This is a genomic window from Pseudomonas sp. BJa3 (genome assembly GCF_026343815.1).
Taxonomy (GTDB): domain Bacteria; phylum Pseudomonadota; class Gammaproteobacteria; order Pseudomonadales; family Pseudomonadaceae; genus Aquipseudomonas; species Aquipseudomonas soli.
Map to the genome: position 1 here is coordinate 41,460 of NZ_JAOXMC010000002.1, position 17,665 is coordinate 59,124.

The 17,665-nt window shown below is 67.1% G+C and carries 17 protein-coding genes; 8 read left to right on the top strand and 9 right to left on the bottom strand.

Translation table 11 applies throughout. The features are described 5' to 3' along the window. Positions 1-8: 8 nt before the first annotated feature. From OH705_RS01955 to ribBA, 5 genes are all read right to left on the bottom strand, one after another. Positions 9-1,157, bottom strand: a complete 1,149-nt coding sequence (locus OH705_RS01955; protein ID WP_038705889.1) for an ABC transporter ATP-binding protein — start codon at positions 1,155-1,157, stop codon at positions 9-11. A gap of 19 nt (positions 1,158-1,176) precedes the next feature. After that, on the bottom strand, positions 1,177-1,983 hold the full coding sequence (locus OH705_RS01960; RefSeq protein ID WP_038705890.1) for an ABC transporter permease: 807 nt from the start codon (positions 1,981-1,983) through the stop codon (positions 1,177-1,179). Between the two features lie 6 nt (positions 1,984-1,989). Continuing rightward, positions 1,990-2,907, bottom strand: a complete 918-nt coding sequence (locus tag OH705_RS01965) for an ABC transporter permease (protein WP_038705891.1) — start codon at positions 2,905-2,907, stop codon at positions 1,990-1,992. After that, the gene (locus OH705_RS01970) at positions 2,904-3,929 is read right to left on the bottom strand and encodes an ABC transporter substrate-binding protein (protein ID WP_094011077.1); all 1,026 of its coding nucleotides are present in this window, start codon (positions 3,927-3,929) and stop codon (positions 2,904-2,906) included. The genes OH705_RS01965 and OH705_RS01970 overlap by 4 nt, the downstream gene beginning before the upstream one ends. 326 nt (positions 3,930-4,255) lie before the next feature. After that, positions 4,256-5,368 carry a bifunctional 3,4-dihydroxy-2-butanone-4-phosphate synthase/GTP cyclohydrolase II gene (gene ribBA / locus OH705_RS01975; protein ID WP_110605394.1) on the bottom strand — a complete coding sequence of 371 codons (1,113 nt, stop codon included), beginning with the start codon at positions 5,366-5,368 and terminating at the stop codon, positions 4,256-4,258. Between the two features lie 78 nt (positions 5,369-5,446). Between ribBA and OH705_RS01980 the strand changes: the two genes are divergently transcribed. Then, complete coding sequence (locus tag OH705_RS01980; RefSeq protein WP_267300776.1) at positions 5,447-5,740, top strand: DUF1330 domain-containing protein; 294 nt, start codon at positions 5,447-5,449, stop codon at positions 5,738-5,740. On the opposite strand, the gene OH705_RS01985 is transcribed toward OH705_RS01980, so the two are convergent. Together OH705_RS01985 and gspI are read right to left on the bottom strand one after the other, a co-directional pair. Then, entirely contained in the window at positions 5,741-6,829 is a 1,089-nt protein-coding gene (locus tag OH705_RS01985) for a TerC family protein (protein WP_267300777.1), read from the bottom strand. Between the two features lie 156 nt (positions 6,830-6,985). Beyond that, positions 6,986-7,366, bottom strand: coding sequence for a type II secretion system minor pseudopilin GspI (gspI, locus tag OH705_RS01990; RefSeq protein WP_038705894.1), 381 nt, complete (start codon positions 7,364-7,366; stop codon positions 6,986-6,988). A gap of 147 nt (positions 7,367-7,513) precedes the next feature. Between gspI and gspG the strand changes: the two genes are divergently transcribed. From gspG to gspF, 7 genes are read left to right on the top strand one after another with little or no spacing between them, the layout of a single operon-like run. Beyond that, complete coding sequence (gspG, locus tag OH705_RS01995; RefSeq protein ID WP_094011080.1) at positions 7,514-7,960, top strand: type II secretion system major pseudopilin GspG; 447 nt, start codon at positions 7,514-7,516, stop codon at positions 7,958-7,960. Between the two features lie 6 nt (positions 7,961-7,966). Beyond that, positions 7,967-8,917, top strand: a complete 951-nt coding sequence (gene gspK / locus OH705_RS02000; protein ID WP_038705896.1) for a type II secretion system minor pseudopilin GspK — start codon at positions 7,967-7,969, stop codon at positions 8,915-8,917. Continuing rightward, positions 8,914-9,834, top strand: a complete 921-nt coding sequence (gspL, locus tag OH705_RS02005) for a type II secretion system protein GspL (protein ID WP_094011081.1) — start codon at positions 8,914-8,916, stop codon at positions 9,832-9,834. Before gspK ends, gspL begins: the two co-directional genes overlap by 4 nt. Beyond that, positions 9,824-10,342 (top strand): type II secretion system protein GspM, encoded by a 519-nt coding sequence (gene gspM / locus OH705_RS02010; protein WP_267300779.1) that lies wholly within the window; start codon positions 9,824-9,826, stop codon positions 10,340-10,342. The genes gspL and gspM overlap by 11 nt, the downstream gene beginning before the upstream one ends. Continuing rightward, on the top strand, positions 10,339-12,702 hold the full coding sequence (gspD, locus tag OH705_RS02015; RefSeq protein WP_104444041.1) for a type II secretion system secretin GspD: 2,364 nt from the start codon (positions 10,339-10,341) through the stop codon (positions 12,700-12,702). The genes gspM and gspD overlap by 4 nt, the downstream gene beginning before the upstream one ends. Next, a complete protein-coding gene (gene gspE / locus OH705_RS02020; protein ID WP_038705899.1) occupies positions 12,699-14,120 on the top strand; it encodes a type II secretion system ATPase GspE in 1,422 nt (473 codons plus the stop codon). Before gspD ends, gspE begins: the two co-directional genes overlap by 4 nt. Next, complete coding sequence (gene gspF / locus OH705_RS02025; RefSeq protein ID WP_267300783.1) at positions 14,120-15,325, top strand: type II secretion system inner membrane protein GspF; 1,206 nt, start codon at positions 14,120-14,122, stop codon at positions 15,323-15,325. The genes gspE and gspF overlap by 1 nt, the downstream gene beginning before the upstream one ends. Before the next feature lie 155 nt (positions 15,326-15,480). On the opposite strand, the gene OH705_RS02030 is transcribed toward gspF, so the two are convergent. Then, positions 15,481-16,533 (bottom strand): cytochrome D1 domain-containing protein, encoded by a 1,053-nt coding sequence (locus tag OH705_RS02030; RefSeq protein WP_181425905.1) that lies wholly within the window; start codon positions 16,531-16,533, stop codon positions 15,481-15,483. A 126-nt stretch (positions 16,534-16,659) separates the two neighbouring features. Further along, positions 16,660-17,586 (bottom strand): LysR family transcriptional regulator, encoded by a 927-nt coding sequence (locus OH705_RS02035; RefSeq protein ID WP_038705901.1) that lies wholly within the window; start codon positions 17,584-17,586, stop codon positions 16,660-16,662. Positions 17,587-17,665: the final 79 nt, after the last annotated feature.

Below are 17,665 nucleotides of genomic sequence, written 5' to 3' on the forward strand. Positions count from 1 at the left end.
TGGTTGGCTCAATGCGCCCCGGCGCCCTTGCTCAGGTCGCTCTCGGCCCAGTCGGTGTAGATGCATGCATCCGCCACGGCCCAGCGCACCCTGACCTGGTCGCCCGGCTGCATGGGCATGCCCGCGGCGGACAGCGCCTTGACCGTCAGCGCCGTGCCGCCCTGGGTGACCACATGGCAGGTCTGGCTTTCGCCGAGGAACAGCAGCTCTGCGACCGTGGCGGTGACTTCGTTCCAACCTGCCGGCAAGGGTTCACGCGCCGCCTGTTCGACGGTCAGCGCCAGGGCTTTTTCCGGGCGCACCATGATCAGCGCTTCCTGGCCGTTGGCCAGGCCCGGGGTCAGGCGCACCGTTACCGGCTGGCCCTCGAAGTGCCCGGCGCCGTTGCCGCTGGCAGTGAAGCGCAGGAAGTTGGAGTTGCCCAGAAACGAGGCGACGAAGGCATTCGGCGGGTTCTGGTAGAGGTCGTAGCCGGTGCCCAGGCCGACGATGCGGCCATGGCTGAAGATGGCGATGCGCTGGGACAGGCGCATTGCCTCCTCCTGGTCGTGGGTCACGTAGACGATGGTGATGCCCAGGCGCCGGTGCAGTTGGCGCAGTTCGTCCTGCAGGTCTTCGCGCAGCTTCTTGTCCAGTGCGCCGAGCGGTTCGTCCATCAGCAGGATGCGCGGCTCGTACACCAGCGCGCGGGCGATCGCCACGCGCTGCTGCTGGCCGCCGGACATCTGCGAGGGCTTGCGGTGGGCGAAGGGTTCCAGGCGTACCAGCTTGAGCATCGCCTCCACGCGCTTGCGGGTCTCGTCGGCGCCGAGCTTGCGGATGGCCAGGGGGAAGCCGATGTTGTCGCGCACGTTCAGGTGCGGGAACAGCGAGTAGCGCTGGAACACCATGCCGATGTCGCGCTTGTGCGGCGGCACGCTGACCAGCGACTGGCCGTCGACGAGGATCTCGCCGCTGCTGGGCGTTTCGAAGCCGGCCAGCATCGACAGGGTAGTGGACTTGCCCGAGCCGCTGGAGCCGAGGAAGGTGAGGAACTCGCCGTCCTGGATCTCCAGGTCCAGGTTGTCCACGGCGGTGAAGTCGCCGTAGTGCTTGTTCAGGCCGCGCAGACTGACCAGGGTCTGGTTGCGGGTATCGTCTTTGATCACTGCACTCATTGTCATTGTCTCCGGGCAGTCAGGCGTTTTCGGCGCGCCGGCGCAGGGCGGCGGCAATGAACATCACAAGCAGGGACAGGCCAATCAGCAGCGTCGAGGCCACCGCGATCACCGGGCTCAGGTCCTGGCGCAGGGTGGTCCACATCTTCACCGGCAGGGTCTGCAAGTCGGGGCTGGCCATCATCACGCTCAGCACCACCTCGTCCCACGACACCAGGAAGGCGAACAGGCCGCCGGCGATCATCCCCGGGCGAATCGCCGGGAAGGTCACCTTGAAGATCGCCTGCAGGCGCGAGGCGCCGCAGATCACCGCGGCGTCCTCGATGGACTGGTCGAACAGCTTGAGCGAGTTGATGATCGAGATGATGGTGAAGGGCAGGGCGACGATCACATGGCTCACCACGAAGGCGAACAAGGTGCCGGTGTAGCCCAGCTTGAGGAACAGCGCGTACACCGCCACGGCGATGATCACCAGGGGCACGATCATCGGCATGGTGAAAAGCCCGTACAGCAGCTCGCGGCCCGGGAACCGACCGCGCACCAGGGCAAAGGCGGTGGGCAGGCCGAGCGCCACGGCGGCGAAGGTGGTGAGCAGCGCCACCTTGAGGCTGGCCAGCGCCGCGTCCATCCACTCGGGGTTGGCGAAGAACTGCGCGTACCACTTGAAGGTCCAGCCCGGTGGCGGGAACACCAGCCACTGTGACGAGCCGAACGACAGCAGGATGATGAACACCACCGGCAGCAGCAGGAAGGCGGCGATCAGCCCGGTGGTCAGGTACAGCCCGGTGCGCAGCGGGCGACCCATGGCATTGGGGGAAAGCAGCATGGCGGTTTACCTCGCGTTGCCGACCGGAGACTCCGGCTGCAGCTTCAGGTACAGGTAGAAGAGCACCAGGGTGATCACCACCAGCAGCGCGGCGGCGGCGCTGGCCAGGCCCCAGTTGAGGAACGACTGCACCTGCTGGATGATGAACTCGGGCAGCATCATGTTCTGCGCGCCGCCGAGCAGGGCCGGTGTGACGTAGTAACCGAGCGACATGACGAACACCATCAGCGCGCCGGAGAACAGCCCCGAGCGGCACAGCGGCAGGAACACCTTCCAGAAGTTGGTCCAGGGGCTGGCGCCGCATATGGAACCGGCCTGCAGCACCATCGGGTCGATGGCGTGCATGGTCGCCTGCAACGGCAGGACGATGAACGGGATCATGATGTAGCTCATGCCGATCACCACGCCGGTGAGGTTGTGCACCATCTCCAGCGGGGCGTCGATGATGCCCATGGCCATCAACGCCTTGTTGATCACCCCCGAGCTCTGCAGCAACACCAGCCACGAGTAGGTGCGCGCCAGCAGGCTGGTCCACATCGACAGCAGCACGATGTTCAGCAGCCAGCGCCCCCAGCCCTTGGGCACCAGGGTGATTGCCCAGGCCAGCGGGAAGCCCAGCAGCACGCTGATCAGGGTGACCAGGCCGGCCACCGAGAAGGTGTTGAACAGCACCCGGGCATAGGCCGAGTTGGCGAACAGCTGCGCATAGTTGCCAAGGCCCGGCTCGGGCTCCAGCACCCCGCGCAGCAGCAGGCCGACCAGCGGGGCGAAGAAGAACAGGCCGAGGAACAGCAGCGCCGGCAGCAGGTTGCGGCTGCCGCGCCAGCGTTGGCTGATGGGCGGGCGACGCTCGGCCGCCCCGGGAGCGCCGGTGCCGCTGGGGGCACCTTGCGCGTTGTGCAGGGCATTGATGGCGACTTTCATTTGACCAGCCACTCATTCCAGCGGGCGGCGATGGCCTGGCCGTTCTTCGCCCAGTAGGCGAAGTCCAGGGTCACCTGGTCCTGGGCGTAGGCGGTCGGCAGGTTCGGCGCAAGGTCTTTGTCGAGCTTGGCCACGCTGTCGACGTTGACCGGGGCATAGGCGGTCTTGTTGGCGAACTCGGCCTGGCCTTCGGCGCTGCTGGCGTTGGCCAGGAACTTCATGGCTGCGTCCTTGTTCTTCGCGCCTTTGGGGATGACCAGGAAATCGGCCATGACCAGGTTCTGCTTCCAGCTCACGCCGACCGGCGCGCCGTCCTGCTGCAAGGCATACACGCGGCCGTTCCAGAACTGCCCGAGCGAGGCTTCACCCGAGGCCAGCAGTTGCTGCGACTGGGCGCCGCCGCCCCACCAGACGATGTCTTTCTTGATGGTGTCGAGCTTCTTGAAGGCGCGGTCCAGGTCCAGCGGGTAGAGCTTGTCGGGCGCCACGCCGTCGGCCAGCAGGGCCAGTTCGAGCACGCCGGGGCTGGGCCACTTGTACAAGGCGCGCTTGCCGGGGTAGGTCTTGGTGTCGAACAGGGCGGACCAGTCCACCGGCTTGTTGGCGCCGAGCTTGCCCTCGTTGTAGCCGAGCACGAAGGAGAAGAAGAACGAGCCGACGCCATGGTCGGAGACGAAGCGCGGGTCGATCTTGTCGCGCTGGATCTGTTTGAAATCGAGGGGTTCGAGCAGGCCTTCGCTGGCGGCGCGCAGGGCGAAGTCGGCTTCGACATCGACCACGTCCCACTGCACGTTGCCGCTCTCGACCATGGCCTTGAGCTTGCCGTAGTCGGTGGGGCCGTCCTGCACCACCTTGATGCCCGACGCCTTGCTGAAGGGTTCGGCCCATGCGGCCTTCTGCGCATCCTGGGTGGTCCCACCCCAGCTGACGAAGTTCAGGCTGTCGGCCGCCTGGGTGGCCTGGCAGGCCAGGGTCAGCAGGCTGGCGGACAGCACTGCGGTTACTCGTTTGCTCAACAGCATGGTTACGCCCTCGTTGCTTTTGTTATTCGAGGCGGGCTTCTGTCGCCCGCCAATCATGTTCGGGGAGCAGCGTCAAACGGGTGGAGCATGGCCGTCATGTCAGTGTAGGTGCGGCCGGCAGAATTCAAGGTCTACGGAATGTCATATTATGGTATTCCAAACTTTTCGCAAGAGGTCGGCGCTGACCGGCCATCACTCCGCGTGGCGACAGGACCGTTTTGCGGCCCATCGCCGGCAAGCCGGCTCCCACAGATACGGCGCGGGTCTCAGGAATTGCGAGGTCCCTGTGGGAGCCAGCTGACAGGCAGTGCTTGCAGCCCGTGAAATCAATTGCCCTCGAACGGAATGCTCTGCACCACCTCCAGCTCGTACCCGGCCAGCCCCGCGTACTTGAGTGGCGGCCCCAAGTGACGCAGCTTGCCCACGCCCAGGTCCTGGAGAATCTGCGCGCCGGTGCCGACCTCCGAGTAGACCTTCGACTGGCCGCGCTGGTAGGGCCGTACTGGCTGAGTCAATTGCGGCACGCGTTCGAGCAAGGCTTGGGAGGATTCATGGTTGGCCAGGATCACCACCACCCCGGCACCTTCTTCGGCGACCTTCTGCAGCGCCGCCCACAGCGTCCAGTTGGCTGGGCCTGCATACTCGGCGCCGACCAGATCGCGCAGCGGGTCGATCACATGCACGCGCACCAGGGTGGGCTGCTCGCGGTGGATCTCGCCCATGACCATGGCCATGTGCACGCCGCCTTCGATGCGGTCTTCGTAGGTCACCAGGCGGAACGTGCCGTGCACCGTGGGCAATGCACGTTCCCCGATGCGCTTGATGGTCTGCTCGGTACTCAGCCGGTAGTGGATCAGGTCGGCGATGGTGCCGATCTTGATGCCGTGGCGGGCAGCGAACACTTCCAGGTCCGGCCGGCGGGCCATGCTGCCGTCGTCATTGAGTACCTCGACGATCACCGAAGCGGGGCCGAAGCCTGCCAGGCGGGCCAGGTCGCAACCGGCCTCGGTGTGCCCGGCGCGGGTCAGCACGCCGCCTTCGCGGGCGCGCAGGGGGAAGATGTGGCCTGGTTGTACCAGGTCTTCGGGGCGGGCATCGGCGGCCATGGCCGCAGCGACGGTGCGCGCCCGGTCGGCGGCGGAAATACCGGTGGTCACGCCGCTGGCGGCCTCGATCGACACGGTGAAGGCGGTGCCGAACACGCTGGCGTTGCTTGGCACCATCTGTTCCAGGCCCAGGCGCTGGCAGTGTTCGTCGGTCAGCGTCAGGCAGATCAGGCCACGCGCCTCGCGGGCCATGAAGTTGATGGCCTGGGCGTCGCAGCGCTCGGCGGCGATCAGCAGGTCGCCTTCGTTTTCCCGGTCCTCGTCGTCCACAAGCAGGACCATCCGGCCCTGGCGATAGTCCTCGAGGAGTTCTTCGATGCTGTTGAAGGCCATGTTGCACGCTCATGCTGGTCAAGAAAGTTTTATGGTATACCATAATACGAAAATGACCGTGCAACAGGAGCGCGACGAATGAAGGCCTACTGGATCGCCCACGTGGACGTCACCGACCCCGAGCAATACCTGCAATACACCCAGCGCGCCCCGGCGGCATTCGTCGCCTTCGGCGGGCGCTTCCTGGCCCGGGGCGGGCGTAGCGACGCGCTGGAGGGGCGGGCGACGCCGCAGCGCAGCGTGGTGATCGAGTTCGATTCCTATGAGCAGGCCGTGGCCTGCTATCGCTCGGACCTGTACCAGGAGGCCTGCCGCCATCGCCAAGGTGCGGCGATGGCGCAGGTGATCATCGTCGAGGGGCTCGCGCCCTGATCAGACCCGCAGGTGCGGGCCTTTCTTCTCGGGATTGCTGTCGCTGGGAGTGGTTGGCGGCTTGTCCACTGCGGCCAGTGGTTCGTCCTGCACGGGTTGTTGTTCGGCCGGTTGCTGCTGATTGCGCGTGCGCAGCAACGACAGCAGTACGCCGCCGAGCAACAGCCCGAACGTGACCCCCAGCGAAATCCCGGCCGGTACCTTGCCCACCAGCCCGTGCCAGAAGATCTTGCAGCCGATGAAGATCAGCACCAGCGCCAGCGCGTATTTGAGGTAGACGAAGCGGTGCATCAGCGCCGCCAGGGCGAAGTACAGCGAGCGCAGGCCAAGGATGGCGAAGATGTTCGAGGTGTAGACGATGAACGGGTCCTGGGTGATGGCGAAGATCGCCGGCACGCTGTCGACGGCGAACACCAGGTCGGCCAGCTCGATCAGCACCAGGGCCAGGAACAGCGGTGTGGCATAGCGGATGGCGCGGTCGGTTCCGGGCGGCGTGAGATGGACGAAGAAGTGCCGGCCATGCAGCTGGTCGGTTACCCGCATGTGCCGACGCACGAAGCGCAGCACCGGGTTGATGGCCAGGTCCGGGTGGGCGTCATCCTTGGACAGGGCCATCTTCACCCCGGTGAACAGCAGGAAGGCGCCGAAGATATACAGCACCCAGGCAAAGTGCTGCACCAGTGCGGCGCCCACGCCGATCATGATCGCCCGCAGCACCACTACCCCGAGGATGCCCCAGAACAGCACGCGGTGTTGATAGCGGCGGGGGATGGCGAAGAAGCTGAAGATCATCGCCATGACGAACACGTTATCCATCGACAACGACTGCTCGACCAGGAAGCCCGTATAGAACTCCAGCGCCGGCTGTGCCCCGAGTTCATACCAGACCCATACGCCGAACAGCACGCCGACGCTGAAGTAGCCCGAATACAGCAACAGGCTTTCGCGCATCTCGATCTCGCGGTCCTGGCGGTGCAGCACACCGAGGTCGAGGACCAGCAAGGCGATGACGATGGTGATGAAGACCAGCCACAACCAGGCGCTGGTGCCGAGAAAAGGCGTGAAAAGGAATGTGTGCAGAGCCGTCATGAGCCCCTCCTTGATTGTCGACGTTGCATGGCAACAGTGATTCCGACATGGCGGCGCAAACCGTCAGAGGGGCCCGGCATCACATACGGTTGAGCCTAGACGCGGACGCCGGGCTTGCCGAATGGCAGGCTGTTACATTTTTTTGCATGAACCACACTAGGTAGCGGGCGCTGCTTCGGCGGCAACGAGCAGGGTCTGCAAACGCGCCAGCGCCGGTCCTTCATGTTGGCTGTCGAACACCTGCAGCGACACCTCCAGCAGCCCGTGGGGCGAGCGCGATACACGCTGCTCGCAGCGCAAGCGCAGGCGGCCCTGGTCGCATTCGAACTGCCTGACGCCCGGCCTGGCGCTGCCTTCCAGGCGCAGTTCGGCCAGGCGTCCCTGGGCGGCGAGCAAGGCCAGCGCCTTGTCGCGCAACAGCCCGTTCCCTTGGGTCATCAAGCCGCTGGCGCGCACGGCGGCGGCCATGGCCACCGCCACGATGGTCAACGCCACCAGCACTTCGATCAGGGTGAAACCATCCTCGGTGGCACGCACAGGGCACCTTTCGCGCAGGGCAAAGCGGCACTGTAGAGCGGCCCGATGACGCTTTGACGACGCCGACTCCCGAGCTTTTTCAATATCCGTGACATACCGCCTTGCCACAATCGGCCCCCGATTCGAACTCACGCAAGGAATGCCGAGATGCAGATCGCCCGCCGCAACCTTCCCGCCTGCCGTTTGCGCCAGCAGGGCTTCACCCTGATCGAGATCATGGTGGTGGTGGTGATCCTCGGGATCCTCGCGGCGATGGTGGTGCCCAAGGTGCTCGACCGCCCCGACCAGGCCCGCGCCACGGCGGCGCGCCAGGACATCGGCGGGTTGATGCAGGCACTGAAGCTGTACCGCCTGGACAACGGCGCCTACCCGAACCAGAACCAGGGCCTGAAGGTGTTGGTGGAGAAGCCGGCGCAAGCCAAGGATGGCCAATGGCGTGCCTACCTCGACCGCCTGCCCAACGACCCCTGGGGCCGCCCTTACCAGTACCTGAACCCGGGCGCCAACGGCGAGATCGATGTGTTTTCCCTGGGCGCCGACGGCCAGGCCGGGGGCGATGGGGTGAACGCCGACCTCGGCTCCTGGCAGTTGTGACCGGCCATGGCGCGCCAGGACGGCATGGCCGTGATCAGTGCGCTGTTGATTGCCGCGGTGGTGGCGGTGATCGCCGCAGGCATGATCGAACGCCAGGGGCTGCAGACCCGGCAGGTGGAGAACCGCCAGATGGCGCTGCAGGGGCAATGGGCCCTGGAGGGCGGCCTGCAACTTAGCCGCAGGGTGTTGTTCGAACAACGCCTGCGCGATCCGCTGGTACGTGGCGGCCAACCCTGGACGCGACCGTTGCGCGATGTGCCGTCCGGCAGCGTGCGCTTCGATGGGCAACTGGAGGATGAGCAGGGCAAGTTCAACCTGCGCAACCTGGTGGTCGATGGCCAGGTGGACAGCGAGGCTCTGGCGACCTTCCAGCGTCTGTGCGCGCTGATCGGCATCGGCGAGCGGCTGGCCACGGCCATCGCCGGGCAGGTGATCGACAGCTACCCACAGCGTCCGCCGGTATCCCCCGGCAGTGCCGGTCAAGGCCTGCAAGGCGGCCGTGCGACCTCGCCGGCCGTTGCCGCCGAGGCGTTGCCGGCCAGGCGCCCGATGCTGCGCAGCGTCGATGCCCTGGTCGGGCTCAAGGGCATGGACGCCGAGGCCCTGCAGCGCCTGCGCCGATTCGTCACGGTGCTGCCGGCGATGACCTGGATCAATGGCAACACCGCCAGTGCCGAAGTGCTCGCCGCGCAGGTGCCGGGCCTGCCGCTGCAGCAGGCCATGGCGCTGGTGGCCGAGCGCGACAGTGGGCGCTGGTTCATCAACCGGGGCGATTTCGTCAACCGTTTGCGCATGCCGCAGCTGGCCATGGCCAATGTGCGGGTGGGGATCAACAGCGACTGGTTCCGCCTGCGCGGCCAGGCGCGCCTGGGCAGCCGCGAACTACCCCTGCAGGCGCTGCTGCGCCAGCGCGAGGGGCAGTTGCCGGATGTCATCTGGAGCCGGGTGGGCGCATGAGTACGCTGGTTGATGTGCAGCTGCCGCCGTTGGCGGAGCTGGAGGATGCCTCGCTGTTGGACTACCGCCAGGCCGAGCGTGGCGGCCAGGCCACACGCGGGCAATTGCAGCGCGAGATCAAGGGTGGATCCTGGCGCCTGCACTTGCATGCGCACGACAGCCTGGCCCTGGTCCTGGCCTTGCCACCGCTGACGGGCAAGCGCTTGAGCGCGGCGGTGGGTTGCGCGGTCCAGGGGCTGGTGCTCGGCGATGCCGGGCAGGTCCACGTGGCGCACGGGCCGCGCCAGGCAGATGGGAACGTCGCCGTGGCCTGGCTGGGCCTTGCGCAGATGGCGCGCTTGCAGGCATGGCTGCAGGCCGATGGTATCCGCGTGGCCGGGCTGTTCGCCCGGCAGGAGGATACCGCGTCGTCAGTCGATTTGGCCGGCGGGCTTGCCGGGCCTGTGAAATCGCCAGCGTTGGGACGCACCTTGGCGATCTGGGGCGCGGCGGCAGTGATCTGGTGCCTGGGCTTGAACCTCTATGCCGCGCACCTGGCCGACGAGGGTGAGCAGTTGCGTGCGCACATGGTCGCCCAGGTGCGCATGGCCTTCCCGCAGTTGCCGGTAGTGCTCAACCCCCTGCAGCAGGCACGTCAGCAACTGCAGGCCGGGCAGGGTGGCGCTGGCTCGGGGCTGGCGGTCTTGCTCGACGGCGCCGGCCAGGTCATGCCGTTTTTGGCAGGCAATGTCGAGGCGCTGGATTATCAGGATGGCGTGCTGCGCCTCACTCCCCTGGACGATGGCGGCAAGGCCCCGGCGGACAGTGCCTGGCAGGCCGACCTCGCCGCACGCGGCATCGAAGGCCAGGCCAGTGGGCAAGGCTGGACCCTGCGTGCGGCCAACCCATCCGGCGAGGAGCTGGCCCATGTCGATTAAGACCCGCCTGGGCCTGCTGCGCGGTCAGGCCCGGCAACGCTGGCAAGCCCTGGCCGCGAGGGAGCGTCGTGCGGTCGCCCTGGCAGGCGGCTTGCTCGGCGCGCTGTTCTGCTGGCAGGTACTGGTGCAGCCAGCCCTGGCCCGGATCGACCACTGGCGGGCCGAAACACCCAAGCTGCGCAGCCAGGCGCAGGCGCTCGATGCACTGCTAGGGGAGCACCTGGCACAACGGCCTGCGGATACCGCCCAGGCTTTGCGCCAGAGCCTGGAGCAGGCTGGCCTGCTGGCGCAGTCACAGCTCGACAGCGAGGGCGATACCTGGCACCTGGGCTGGCAGCGGGCCCCCGCAGAGGCGGCCATGGCCTGGTTGCAGTCTGTGCCGCTGCGCCTTGGGCTCGGTGTTGGCCAGCTGACATTGCGCCGGGACCCCGGCGAGCCCGGCAGCCCGGTGACCTTTTCCGGAACCCTTCGCATGACTCAGGCGCATGGCGCTAAGGACCCTTCATGACGTGCCTCCGTTCACCGCGACTGCCGTTCGCGCCCTTGCTCCTGGCCCTGGCACTCAGCGCCTGCGCCAGCGCGCCGAGCGTGCAACGCCCCCTGGCCAGCAGCGAGCTGGGCCGCCCGCTGGCCGAAGCCGGTGCCACGGCGGGCACCCTGGATCACCGCGAACCGCAGAGCCGCCCGCTGCAGCGCCAGTCGCCGCCCCGGGTCGGCCAGCGCCACAGCCGCGCGGTGGCCGCACCCGCGCCGGCCAATCCACTGGGCGACCAGCCGGTACAGCTGAACTTCGTCGATGCCGATATCCAGGCAGTGGTGCGCGGCCTGTCCCGCGCCACCGGTCGCCAGTTCCTGGTGGATCCACGGGTCAAGGGCCAGCTGACCCTGGTTTCCGAAGGCGAGGTGCCTGCCGCCAAGGCTTATTCCATGCTGCTGTCGGCCCTGCGCATGCAGGGCTTCAGCGTGGTCGATGTCGGCGGCGTGGCCCAGGTGGTACCCCAGGCCGACGCCAAGCTGCTTGGCGGCGCGCTGGTGAGCGGTGACCGCGACGCCGGCAACGGCATGGTCACCCGGACCTTCCGCCTGCAGTATGAAAATGCCGTCAACCTCATCCCGGTGCTGCGCCCGATCGTCTCGCCGGACAACCCGATCAACGCCTACCCGGGTAACAACACCCTGGTCGTCACCGATTACGCCGAAAACCTCGAGCGGGTCGCGCAGATCCTTGACCGGGTCGACATCCCCAGCGCCATCGACACCGATGTGGTGGCGATCAACAACGGTATCGCCAGCGACATCGCCAGCATGGTCAACGAACTGCTCGACAGCCAGGGTAGCGACCCGACCCAGAAGATCAGCGTGCTGGGCGATCCGCGCTCGAACAGCGTGGTGATCCGCTCCGGCAGCCCCGAGCGTACCCAGCTGGCCCGTGACCTGGTCTACAAGCTCGACAATGCGCAGAACAGCGCCGGCAACCTGCACGTGGTGTACCTGCGCAATGCTCAGGCCGACAAGCTGGCGCAGAGCCTGCGCGGGCTGCTGACCGGCGAGAGCGACAGTGCCACTGCCGACGGCACGCGTGCGCTGCTCAGCGGTGGCGGCATGCTCACCGCCGGCAGTGGCAACGGCAACGGCGCCAGCACCGGCAACAACAGCGCCACGCAGAACAGCAGTACAACTGGCAGCCAGAACCGCGGCAACAGCCTGGGCGCCGGCAGCACGCCGAACGGTTACGGCGCCAGCGCGCAGCAGAACGACCAGGGCACCGCGTTCTCCGCCGGCGGCGCGACCATCCAGGCCGACAAGACCACCAACACCCTGCTGATTTCCGCCCCGGAGCCGCTGTATCGCAGCCTGCGCGAGGTCATCGACCAGCTTGATCAACGCCGCGCCCAGGTGGTGGTGGAAAGCCTGATCGTCGAGGTCGGCGAGGACGACGCCAATGAGTTCGGCATTCAGTGGCAGGCCGGCAACCTAGGCAAGAATGGCGTGTTCGGCGGTGCCAACCTCGGTGGCAGCGGGTTGGTCAAGGGGCCGAGCAGCATCGATGTGCTGCCCAAGGGGCTGTCGGTGGGCGTGGTCGATGGCACGGTGAAGATCCCCGGCATCGGCGAGGTGCTCGACCTCAAGGTGCTGGCCCGTGCGTTGACCAGCAAGGGGGGCAGCAACGTTTTGTCTACACCCAACCTGCTGACCCTGGACAACGAGGCGGCGAGCATCTTCGTCGGCCAGACCATCCCCTTCGTCAGCGGCCAGTACGTAACCGATGGCGGCGGCAACAGCAACAACCCGTTCCAGACCATCCAGCGCGAGGAAGTGGGCCTGCGCCTGAACGTGCGGCCGCAGATCTCCGAGGGCGGCACGGTCAAGCTCGACGTCTACCAAGAGGTCAGCAGCGTCGACCAGCGTGCCTCCAGTGCCGCCGGCACGGTGACCAACAAGCGCGCCATCGACACCAGCATCCTGCTCGACGATGGCCAGATCATGGTCCTCGGTGGGTTGTTGCAGGACGGCTACACCCAGAGCAACGAGGGCATCCCGTGGCTGTCCGGGCTGCCGGGGGTAGGCGCGCTGTTTCGCAGCGAGCGCCGGGCCAGCACCAAGACCAACCTGATGGTGTTCCTGCGCCCGTACATCGTGCGCGATGCCGCGGCCGGGCGCAGCATCACCCTGAACCGCTACGACTTCATCCGGCGTACCCAGGGCAACCTCAAGCCCGAGCACTCCTGGGCACTGCCGGACATGGACATGCCGCTGCTGCCGCCGGTGGAGCAGGGCGTGCCCGACCAGGGCCGCGCGCGGCCGGTGTCATCGCAGGCGCCACGGGCCTCGATCCGTGCCGTGCCGGTGGACGAGGTGGCCCGTTGAGCCGCCTGCCTTATGCCTGGGCCAAGGCCCAGCGGGTGGTGCTGCAGGCCGATGACGAGGCGAGGGCGGTACTCTCGTGTTGCCCTTCGAGCCCGGGCTGGGCGGTGGCAGAGGTGCGTCGGCGCTTTGGCGCGGTGGCTGTCGAAGCGGTTACCGACGCGAACATGGACGCGTTGCTGGTCAGCGCCTACGCCGATACCGGCAGCGCCGCGGCGGTGGTGGGCGCGGCGGAGAACGAGGTGGACCTCGACCGCCTGCTGCAGGACATCCCGGAAGTCACCGACCTGCTCGAGGCCCAGGACGACGCGCCGGTGATCCGCATGATCAACGCCTTGCTCACCCAGGCGGCCCGCGACCAGGCCAGCGACATTCATATCGAGCCGTTCGAGAGCCACTGCCTGGTGCGCTACCGGGTCGACGGCACCCTGCGCGACGTGGTCTCGCCGCGCAAGGCGTTGCACGGAGCGCTGGTGTCGCGGATTAAGATCATGGCGCAGCTGGACATCGCCGAGAAGCGCCTGCCCCAGGACGGCCGCATCGCCCTGCGCGTGGCCGGGCGGCCCATCGATATCCGCGTGTCCACCGTGCCCACCGGCCATGGCGAGCGCGTGGTCATGCGCCTGCTGGACAAACAGGCCGGGCGCCTGCGCCTGGAGGCGCTGGGCATGGACGCCGCGGTGCTGGCACGGCTGGACCAGTTGATCCGCCAGCCGCATGGCATCGTGCTGGTCACCGGCCCCACCGGCTCGGGCAAGACCACCAGCCTATACGCGGCGTTGGCGCGGCTGGATGCCAGTGTCAGCAACATCCTCACCGTCGAGGATCCGGTGGAATACGACCTGCCGGGGATCAGCCAGATCCAGGTCAACGCGCGTATCGACATGAGCTTCGCCGTGGCCCTGCGCGCCATCCTGCGCCAGGACCCGGACGTGATCATGATCGGCGAGATCCGCGACCTGGAGACCGCGCAGATCGCCGTGCAGGCCTCGCTGACCGGGCACCTGGTGCTGGCCACGCTGCACACCAACGATGCGGTGTCGGCGGTCAACCGCCTGGTCGACATGGGCGTCGAGCCGTTCCTGCTGGCCTCGGCGCTGCTCGGCGTGCTGGCCCAGCGCCTGGTGCGGCGTCTGTGCCCGCACTGCCGCGAGCCCGATCCGGCCACGCCCGGGCAGTACCGGGCGGTGGGCTGCGCGCATTGCAATCACTCAGGCTACAGCGGGCGCACCGGCATCCACGAGCTGTTCTGCGTGGACGACGCAGTGCGCGCCCTGGTGCACCAGGGCGCCGATGAACAGGCCCTGCGCGCCGCCGCCCGGGGTAACGGCATGCGCAGCATGCGCGAGGACGGCCAGCGCTGGGTCGACAGCGGCAGCACCTGCCTGGAAGAAATCCTGCGCGTGACACGGGATACCTGATGAACCGTTACCGCTATGAAGCCGCCGACGCCCAGGGGCATATCATCAAAGGGCTGCTCGAAGCCGACAGTCCGGGCGCCGCGATGGCGCAATTGCGCGGCCTGGGGCTGACTGCGCTGGAGGTCGAGGCCCAGGCCGCTGCCATGCAGGGCGCGGGCCTGTTCAGCGCCCGGCTGAGTGATGGCGACCTGGCCTGGGCCACGCGTCAGCTGGCCAGCCTGCTGGCCGCCGGCCTGCCGCTGGAGGCGGCGCTGGGCGCGACCCTGGAACAGGCCGAGCGCAAGCCTGTGGCGCAGTTGCTGGCGGCAGTGCGCGGCGATGTGCGCAGTGGCATGCGCCTGGCCGACGCACTGGCCGAACGGCCGCGGGACTTCCCCGAAATCTACCGGGCGCTGGTGGCGGCGGGCGAGGAGTCCGGCGACCTGGCCCAGGTAATGGAGCGCCTGGCCGACTACATCGAGGAGCGCAACACCTTGCGCGGCAAGATACTCACCGCTTTCATCTATCCCGGCGTGGTCGGGCTGGTGTCGGTGGGCATCGTCATCTTCCTGCTCAGCTACGTGGTGCCGCAGGTGGTCAGCGCCTTCACCCAGGCACGTCAGGACCTGCCCGGGCTGACCCTGGCGATGCTGGCGGCCAGTGACTTCGTGCGTGAATGGGGCGTGCTGTGCTTCGCCCTGATGGCCGGGGCGTTCTGGGCCTGGCGGGTCTACCTGCGCGCCCCGGCGGCGCGCCTGGCCTGGCACGCCCGGATCCTGCGGCTGCCATTGTTCGGCCGTTTCGTGTTGGGCCTGAACACGGCGCGCTTTGCTTCCACGCTTGCGATCCTCGGCAGCGCCGGGGTACCGCTGCTGCGTGCGCTGGAGGCGGCGCGCCAGACCTTGGGCAACGATCGCCTCGACCAGTGTGTCAGCGAGGCCACCGCACGGGTGCGCGAGGGCGCCGGGCTGGCCTCGGCGCTGGCGGTGGAAAAGGTCTTCCCGCCGCTGCTCATCCACCTGATCGCCAGCGGCGAGAAGACCGGCAACCTGCCGCCGATGCTCGACCGCGCCGCCGACAGCCTGGCCAAGGACATCGAGCGCCGCGCCATGGGCATGACCGCGCTGCTCGAGCCGCTGATGATCGTGATCATGGGGGCGGTGGTGCTGCTGATCGTCATGGCGGTGCTGATGCCGATCATCGAGATCAACCAGCTGGTGCAGTGACCTGCTGCACCACTTCCCACACCTTGTTGGCGAAACCAGTATCAAGAAGGAGGGTTGAGCTGTGAACGCAAGAGGGGGCGGATCTTGGCCGGGTTCTTCCATTCAGCCAAGGCCAGTGGTGTAAAGGCGCCTCCCGCGAGGCGCCTTTGCGGTGCTCAGCTCTCTTCCTTCGGCTGCACCACGATCGCCAGGGCGTCCGGCTCGGGGCCGGCTTTCCAGCGGGCCTTCTCGGTCCAGTTGGCGGTGCTGATCACCGCGACCTCATCGCCGCCGCTGATCGCCACATAGACCCGCTTGCCATCCGGCGAGACCACCGCGCCAATCGGCAGCGCCTCTTCGCCGAGCATCGTGCGGCGGTATTCGGCGCCTTCGCGCGCCAGGCCGATGCGCTTGATCTCTTTCTTGGCCACCACATCGATCACCGCCAGTTCCGCCGACTTGGCGCAGGTGACAAGCGCATACTTGCCATCCGGGGTCATCGCGACGCGGATCGGGAACAGGCCGGTGCGGATACGGTCGGTGACTTCCAGGCGCTTGCTATCGACGATGACCACTTCGTTGCCGTCGCGGTTGCTGACCCATACCTGGGTGCCGCTGGGGGTCACCGCCACGCCTTCGCTGCCGGCGCCCGTGGGGATCTCGGCGATTTTCTTCTTGTGCAGCAGGTCGACCACCGACAGCGTGCCGCTCTCGACATGGCTGACGTAGGCGCGGTCGGCACCGGGGGACAGCGCGACCATGTGCGGTTTGCCGCCACCGACGTCGATGCGGTCGAGCACTTTACCTTGGGCCAGGTCGACCACCAGCAGACGTTCGCTGGCTTCGGTGGTGACCACCACACGCTGGCTGTCGGGCAGGAAACGAATGCCATGGGGGCGGGCGTCTTCGCCCAGGTCGATGGTGCGCACGACCGTCCGGGTCGGCCAGTCGATCACGCTCAGGCTGTTGTTCGCCGTGCCTTGCGCGCCGTAGTTGCCAACCACGGCGAGCAGGCCATTGCCACTGACCACCACCTCGTGAGGGCCGGTGCCTACCGGCAGGCGGATCATTTCCTGGCCACTGCCAGTGTCCAGGGCCGACACGCTGGCGTCGGCCTTGTTGCCGACCAGCAGCACGTCGTCGGCATTAGCCAAGGTGGCGCAGGCCAGCAGGGCACCGGCCAGGGCCAGCAGGCGGAAGGGGGGTGTGAATGTCATGGGGTAGGGCATGTCCAGTCTCCTTGAAGGTGTGATCCTTGTTGCATGCACTGGCTGTGACCTGTCGGGCCGTCCGAGAGTTTCAGTGGACATGTGCACGCCGACGGTGGCTGGCGGTGCTGATGCTGATCATCGAGATCAACCAGCTGGTGCAGTGACCTGCTGCGCCACCTCCCACACCTGTTGGCGGAACCAGCGACGCAAGGGGTCGGCGTGGGTGCGCGCGTGCCAGATCTGCATCACTTCGACCCGGGGCAGCGCCAGGGGCAGGGTGTGCAGGCGCAGGCCGGGGTCGCGCTCGACCGCTTCGATGGCCAGCGAGCGCAGGCAGGTCAGCAGCAGGTCGGTGCCGCGCACCAGACGCGTAGGGGCAATGAAGCTGGACAGGCCGGCCACCACCCGACGTTGCCGACCAACAGCCCGCAGGGCGTGATCGACCCGGCCATCGAGGTCGCCGGTGAGTGTGGTCAGCAGGTGCTCGCAGGCCAGGAACGCCTCCAGGCTCATGCCCTCGGTCAGGTGTGGGTTGTCGGCGGCGGCCAGTACCACGAAGTCCTCACTGAGCAGGCGCTGTTGATGGAAGGTGTCCGGCAAACCGTTGTAGAAACCGGCGATGGCCAGGTCGCAGGTGCCTTTTTCCAGCGCCTCGCGTGGCAGGTTGCCCTGGGTGTTGTGGGTGATCAGGGTCAGGTTCGGTGCCTGGGTGCGCAGGATCGGCAGCAGCCTGGGCAGCAGGGTCTGCTCCAGGTAGTCGGTGCTGTAAAGGTGCACCTGGGTCGGGCGGGAGAGGAAATCATCGCCGTCGCAATCCCTGTAGAAGTCCTGTAGCTGTGCAACCAGCTGCTGTATCCGGGGCGCCAGCTCATGGGCCCTGGGCGTTGGCGTGAGACCACGCGGCGCACGCACGAACAAGGGGTCGCCGAACTGCTGGCGCAGCTTGTTGAGCTTGTGGCTCAGGGCGGGCTGGCTGAGGGCCAGCCGTTGCGCTGCATGGGAGGCATTGCGCTCTTCATAGAGCACCTGGAACAGGTGCAGCAGGTTGAGGTCCTTGTTGCTGATATTCATAAAACGAATCACAGGAATAAGTGCTTTCGAATTATCGAATCATAACGCGATGGTTAGGATGGGCCCAACTTGTTGAAGG

Coding starts and splice junctions, on each gene's coding strand:
- OH705_RS01955 (WP_038705889.1), bottom strand. CDS start 1,157: ATGAGTGCAGTGATCAAAGACGATACCCGCAACCAGACCCTGGTCAGT.
- OH705_RS01960 (WP_038705890.1), bottom strand. CDS start 1,983: ATGCTGCTTTCCCCCAATGCCATGGGTCGCCCGCTGCGCACCGGGCTG.
- OH705_RS01965 (WP_038705891.1), bottom strand. CDS start 2,907: ATGAAAGTCGCCATCAATGCCCTGCACAACGCGCAAGGTGCCCCCAGC.
- OH705_RS01970 (WP_094011077.1), bottom strand. CDS start 3,929: ATGCTGTTGAGCAAACGAGTAACCGCAGTGCTGTCCGCCAGCCTGCTG.
- ribBA (WP_110605394.1), bottom strand. CDS start 5,368: ATGGCCTTCAACAGCATCGAAGAACTCCTCGAGGACTATCGCCAGGGC.
- OH705_RS01980 (WP_267300776.1), top strand. CDS start 5,447: ATGAAGGCCTACTGGATCGCCCACGTGGACGTCACCGACCCCGAGCAA.
- OH705_RS01985 (WP_267300777.1), bottom strand. CDS start 6,829: ATGACGGCTCTGCACACATTCCTTTTCACGCCTTTTCTCGGCACCAGC.
- gspG (WP_094011080.1), top strand. CDS start 7,514: ATGCAGATCGCCCGCCGCAACCTTCCCGCCTGCCGTTTGCGCCAGCAG.
- gspK (WP_038705896.1), top strand. CDS start 7,967: ATGGCGCGCCAGGACGGCATGGCCGTGATCAGTGCGCTGTTGATTGCC.
- gspL (WP_094011081.1), top strand. CDS start 8,914: ATGAGTACGCTGGTTGATGTGCAGCTGCCGCCGTTGGCGGAGCTGGAG.
- gspM (WP_267300779.1), top strand. CDS start 9,824: ATGTCGATTAAGACCCGCCTGGGCCTGCTGCGCGGTCAGGCCCGGCAA.
- gspD (WP_104444041.1), top strand. CDS start 10,339: ATGACGTGCCTCCGTTCACCGCGACTGCCGTTCGCGCCCTTGCTCCTG.
- gspF (WP_267300783.1), top strand. CDS start 14,120: ATGAACCGTTACCGCTATGAAGCCGCCGACGCCCAGGGGCATATCATC.
- OH705_RS02030 (WP_181425905.1), bottom strand. CDS start 16,533: ATGCCCTACCCCATGACATTCACACCCCCCTTCCGCCTGCTGGCCCTG.
- OH705_RS02035 (WP_038705901.1), bottom strand. CDS start 17,586: ATGAATATCAGCAACAAGGACCTCAACCTGCTGCACCTGTTCCAGGTG.